The 5,009-nt window shown below is 60.5% G+C and carries 4 protein-coding genes and 1 pseudogene; all 5 read right to left on the reverse strand.

All coding sequences use genetic code 11. The features are described 5' to 3' along the window. Window positions 1–228: hypothetical protein (locus tag ACOJSI_RS18910; protein WP_420139872.1), on the reverse strand; the 228-nt coding region annotated here is incomplete at its 3' end. Between the two features lie 292 nt (window positions 229–520). Then, on the reverse strand, window positions 521–1,306 hold the full coding sequence (locus ACOJSI_RS18915) for a sulfotransferase domain-containing protein (protein ID WP_420139873.1): 786 nt from the start codon (window positions 1,304–1,306) through the stop codon (window positions 521–523). After that, window positions 1,303–2,703 carry an HlyD family type I secretion periplasmic adaptor subunit gene (locus tag ACOJSI_RS18920; RefSeq protein WP_420139874.1) on the reverse strand — a complete coding sequence of 467 codons (1,401 nt, stop codon included), beginning with the start codon at window positions 2,701–2,703 and terminating at the stop codon, window positions 1,303–1,305. The genes ACOJSI_RS18915 and ACOJSI_RS18920 overlap by 4 nt, the downstream gene beginning before the upstream one ends. Beyond that, window positions 2,700–4,451 carry a type I secretion system permease/ATPase gene (locus ACOJSI_RS18925; protein WP_420139875.1) on the reverse strand — a complete coding sequence of 584 codons (1,752 nt, stop codon included), beginning with the start codon at window positions 4,449–4,451 and terminating at the stop codon, window positions 2,700–2,702. Before ACOJSI_RS18925 ends, ACOJSI_RS18920 begins: the two co-directional genes overlap by 4 nt. Before the next feature lie 72 nt (window positions 4,452–4,523). Further along, window positions 4,524–5,009, reverse strand: a pseudogene (locus ACOJSI_RS18930) (hypothetical protein); the annotation flags it as partial.

Below are 5,009 nucleotides of genomic sequence, written 5' to 3' on the forward strand. Positions count from 1 at the left end.
GTTGTCCGCTGCCGATGCTGCAGCGAGCGCGCTGGCGACGTAGGTATGGCTCACGTCACCCGAGGCCAGCGTGACGGTCTCAACCGTGCTACCGGCGTTGTTGCTGGTCGCGGGGTTGTCAGTGACTGAGAGAGAACTGACCGTCGCAGTGTTGAAAATCAGGCGATCGGCGGCACCAAAGCCGACGGCGTCCGCATCAGACATCGTCTCGAAGAAATAATTAGCCATTTAAGCCTCCAAATGAACCTTACAGTCCGGGCGAATTTCAAAGCCCCCCCCTCCCTAAAGATAGCCGGAGGCGCCCCCCGCTCATGCCCAACTACACCGGGGTGAAGCCAGAACAAGCGAGCGCGCCAGATGCTTAGCTAAGCTTCCATACCCGTGCAACTAATAAAGAAGAGAGGACTCCCGCCGTAGATAGGGCCAACTTTCCACCGAGTTGGCGATATGCCGGCCCAGGTTCCCTATACGCTTTTCGAGCCGTGATGGTTCCTAGGGGCGGGAGCAGAAAGTGATGACGTTAGATCATCCAATTTGGCAGATCTGGAGCGATCTGCGCGAAGCGCTCCATCTCCTCCCGAAAACATCTTCTAAGGAGGAGAACATCATCTTCAGCTAACGTAGATTTATAATCTATGTTAGCTGCGGGACGAGATCTCCTCCGGGAGAGAGGCTTTGTGGCCATGGGAACTTCCAAGAAGTCGCACACGACACGAATCACCGCATTAGGATCACGGTCCAACGCGGTGGAAGCCAACAGAAGCACTTGCTCTTGGGGGAATAGGTGCAACACGCGGGCAAGCTGCCGCCCATAAAAGCCGCGTTCGACGTAGGAATGAACACGGTGAAAGCCGGGGTAGGGATGTCCACTGGCCATGCGGGCCCGCCCATCCCGGATACACCAGGCAAAGGGTTCTGTTTCCTTGCCGCGGGCATATTCCATCTTCCAATGCGACCAGGCCCGCTCGACGGGGTCGCGGAAGATGAAGATCAGCTTCATCGCGGGGTTATAGGCTCGAATCCGCTCCAGCGCGTTCGGCCAGTAGAGATAGATAGGCGTCGCTTCGCCCCACAGGCGGGAGCGATCGGCGAAAAGGCTATGATAGGGCGCGTAATCGGGTGCCTGCCAGTCGACCCTTTCCTCGTCGTCGAAGAAATGGGCCTCCTTGATCTTGGGCAGTTCAAGGGCGGGCACCTCGGCAAGATAGTCGAACAACGCGGTCGTACCGCTCTTCTGCACGCCACCAACAAGAAAGCCGACGCGCTTCTCGTCCGCGATCCCCCGATCTCCCGCGCCCTGGCTCACTTTTCGCGCATGGCCGTTCGCATCGCCTGTGTCAGCGGACCCAGCAGATAATCCATGATCGACCGCGATCCGGTGACGATGTTGACCTGGGCCTGCATGCCAGGGGTCAAATGAACCCCATTACCGATGCGGGCTAACTGATCCGGATCGACCTTGATCTCGACCGCATAGAAAGATTCGCGGTTGGCCGATTGCTCGTCAGATGTCGCGTCCGCGGACACTAACGTCACCTTTCCGTCGATCTGCGGCGTTGTGCGGGGATTGTACGCGGTCAGCGTGACCCGCGCCGGCATGCCGACACGTACGTCGGCAATATCGTTCGGTTTCACGCGGGCATACAAGACCATCGGCGTTCCGTTGGGAACGATGTCGAGCAAGCGCTCTCCCGGCTGGGCAACGCCGCCTTCCGTAAATTGGGTCAGGTTGAAGACATAGCCGTCAACCGGGGCCCGAACGGCGGTCTGGTAGAGCGATTCGGATGTGGCGCGCAGTTTCGGCGCGGCTTCGGTAAGCTTGTCCTGGTCCTGGCGGATGCCGCTCGCCGCCTCTGCCTGACGCTTTTCTTCCAGCTGTGCGATCTGAATACGCACGCCGCCGATGGCCTGCTGGGCGCGCGCCATATCCGATACGACGGAGCCTTTCTGGCCTTTCAGTTGCGCGGCACTGCGTTGGAGGGAGGAAAGACGCGTCTTCGGCGCATAACCAAGGTCGTTCAGTTCCCGCACGCCGCGCAGCTCGTCGGCGATCGAACCCGATTGCATGTCGATCGAGGTCATCTGCGCCTGCATGCCCTGAATTTGGGTCTGCATCTGCGCTGCCTGACTGCGCAGGACTGCCGCTTGGCTGGTGTAAAGCAGCATCGTCGATGCATGCAGCGAGCGCTGCCCGGCCAGTAAAGCCGCCACCTGCGGCTCGGACTGGCGTCGCAGCAATTCCTGTGGGAACCGGATCTCCATCGATCCTGATTGCTGGGCCTGGAGCCGTGCAATATCAGCCAAAGCGCTGTCATATTGCGCCCGCCACACCGCGACCGTGGATTCAGCCTGCACAGGATCCAGCTGCATCAGCAATTGGCCACGCCGTACGAATTGACCTTCCCGCACATAGATGCGGCGAATGATCCCGCCGTCGCGATGCTTGATGACCTTGCTGTTGCCTTCCACGCGGACTTGGGCGGCCGCTACCACGGCGCCCGTGATGTTCGCGAAGAAGGCCCACAACAGCAAGCCGAAGACCAGGACGAGGACGACGATCGACCCTGCCACGATCGGCCTGCGTAGGCGCAGGCGAATGATCTCGCCTTCGCCGCGATCGAGTTCGGCAAATCCGGGATCCGGCTCTGCCGGAACGGCGGGTTCGCGGCGAACCTGACGAATGATGTCGCCAAGCGCGCTCACGAGCCGACCTCCGAAAGCTTGGGTCGGTCAGCGGCCGGCTCCGGCGACCGCTTCGGCAGGAAGCGAGCGAGCACTTCGTCGCGCGGCCCATATTCTGTCACCTTGCCGGCCATGAGAACGAGCACCTTGGTCGCATGCGTGAAGATAGGAATTTTGTGCGAGATAAGGATGATGGTTGCTCCGCGCGCCTTGGCTTTGCCCAGCGCGGCGATCAGCGCATTTTCGCCTTCCGTATCCAAATTGGCATTGGGCTCATCCAGCACGATGAGACTCGGATCGCCGAACAAGGTGCGAGCAAGCCCGACGCGCTGGCGCTGCCCGGAGGACAGGACCATGCCGCCTTCCCCCAATTCGGTCTCATAGCCCTTGGGCAGACGCAGGATCAGTTCGTGCGCACCCGCGAGCTGCGCAGCTGCTACCACCTGCGCGTCCGTGGCATCTGGTAAGAAGCGCGCAATATTGTCTCTGACGGTTCCCGCGAACAGTTCGGTGTCCTGCGGTTGATAGGCCACATGACGCCCGAAATCCTCGCGGTCCCATGAATATACATCGGCCCCGTCCAGGCGGATGGTGCCGCTGTTGGGCTTCCAGATACCCACGATCAATCGCGCCAGCGTGGATTTTCCGGCGCCCGACGGGCCGATCACGCCAACGAAGTCGCCTGGTTCGATCTTGAAGCTCAGATTATTCAGAACGAGGGCCGGTGCGCCCGCCGGGGCAAAGCTCACCTGTTCAACCCGGAGGAAGCCCTTGGGCTGAGGCAATTGGGTAACCGGCGTGGGCGGCTCGTATTCCAGAAGGATGCGATCGAGGCGCTTGTAGGATTCGAAGGCATCGATCAGCGATTTCCAGGATCCTACCACGCGCTCCAAGGGGGCAAGTGCGCGGGAGGCCAAAATCATGTTGGCAAACAGCAGTCCCGACGGAATTTTCCGCTCTACGACCAGCCACGCGCCGACCGCGACGATCAGGATCTGGATCAGCATCCGAACGAACCGGATGGCTGATGTGTAAACGCCGCCCCGCTGCGTTGCCTTCGATCCTGCCGAGACCGAGACGAAGCGGTTGCGTGCCCATTGCCGCCCGAGCACCGGCAGCATCCCCAAGGCGCGCACAACTTCGCCATTGCGCAGGGCCGCATCGGTGAAGCTGTAGCTGGCGATGGCCGCGTCACTTGCTTCCTTCACCGCGCCATGCGTCGCACGATCCTGAAGAAAGGCGAGCAGGACCAGAACCACACCGCCTGCCAAGGTTACGATGCCGATCGTCGGATCGATGAAGAACAGGATCAGAAGGAAAATAGGGATCCAGGGTAAATCGAACAGGATGTTGATGGCAGGGCCGCCAATTGCGGCCCGAACGGCATCCAGATCGCGCAGGGCCTGGGCGCGCGTCCCACGACGACGCACCACCGCGTCGAACAAGGCGGCGAAGGTGCGGCTGGCAAGCTGTTGATCGAATACAACGCCGAAACCGCTCAACACCTGCGCCCGATAATGATCAATGATGGACGAGATCAGGAAGACGAACGCGCAGCCGAGCGACAAGACCACCAAGGTGGAGCCGGACTGGCTCGTCAGGACCCGGCTGTAGATCTGGTTCGTGTAGATCGGCAGCGCCAGATACAGCATGTTGGAAACAAGACTGAACAAAGCAGCTGCACCGATTGGGGCAAAGCCGAGACGTAGCGCGCGCGCCAACGGACTAGGAATGGCGTGGGAAGCGCCGGGCGGTGTTCGGGTCGCCATATCAAATCAGTCCTTGGGCGGAAGCAGCGCCGAGCAGAGGCGTCTTGGTGTAACGAATATCGAAGAAGCACACTATCGACGTTGCCTTGGTCCTGACAGGGGGCAGCGCGCGGGGTCTCCGTTAGGAAGCCGTAACTGACTCTGCGTGATCGGTGTCAATTTGCGGTTCATGAGATCAGTACCGGGTGCTGATGCGAGCGCCCCTACATCTTCCGGCCGTGGGACGTTCGCGCCCGCTAGATCAGGAGAGAATGGGCCGCGCGGACTTGCCGATCCGATCCGATCAAGACCGAGGCCAAGGAGATCCAGCGGTGTTGCGCCACGGAGGCGGACGCGTTGGAAATTGGCATCGGGATCGTAGACTTTGACATTGTCGGCGATAGCTTGCGCACTGAGGCTGCCGATCGCGGCGAGCAACTGCGCATGGGACACGTACACCTGGTAACGATTCGCGACGAGTTGTAGCTGGGCATTCTGCAGCTCCTGCTCAGCGTTCAGCGTCTCGATAGTCGCCCTTAAACCATTAAGTTCCTCACAGCTCATGCCGGCAAAAGCCTG

The sequence above is a fragment of the Sphingomonas sp. genome, assembly GCF_048595155.1.
In the GTDB taxonomy this organism is placed as follows: Bacteria; Pseudomonadota; Alphaproteobacteria; order Sphingomonadales; family Sphingomonadaceae; genus Sphingomonas_I.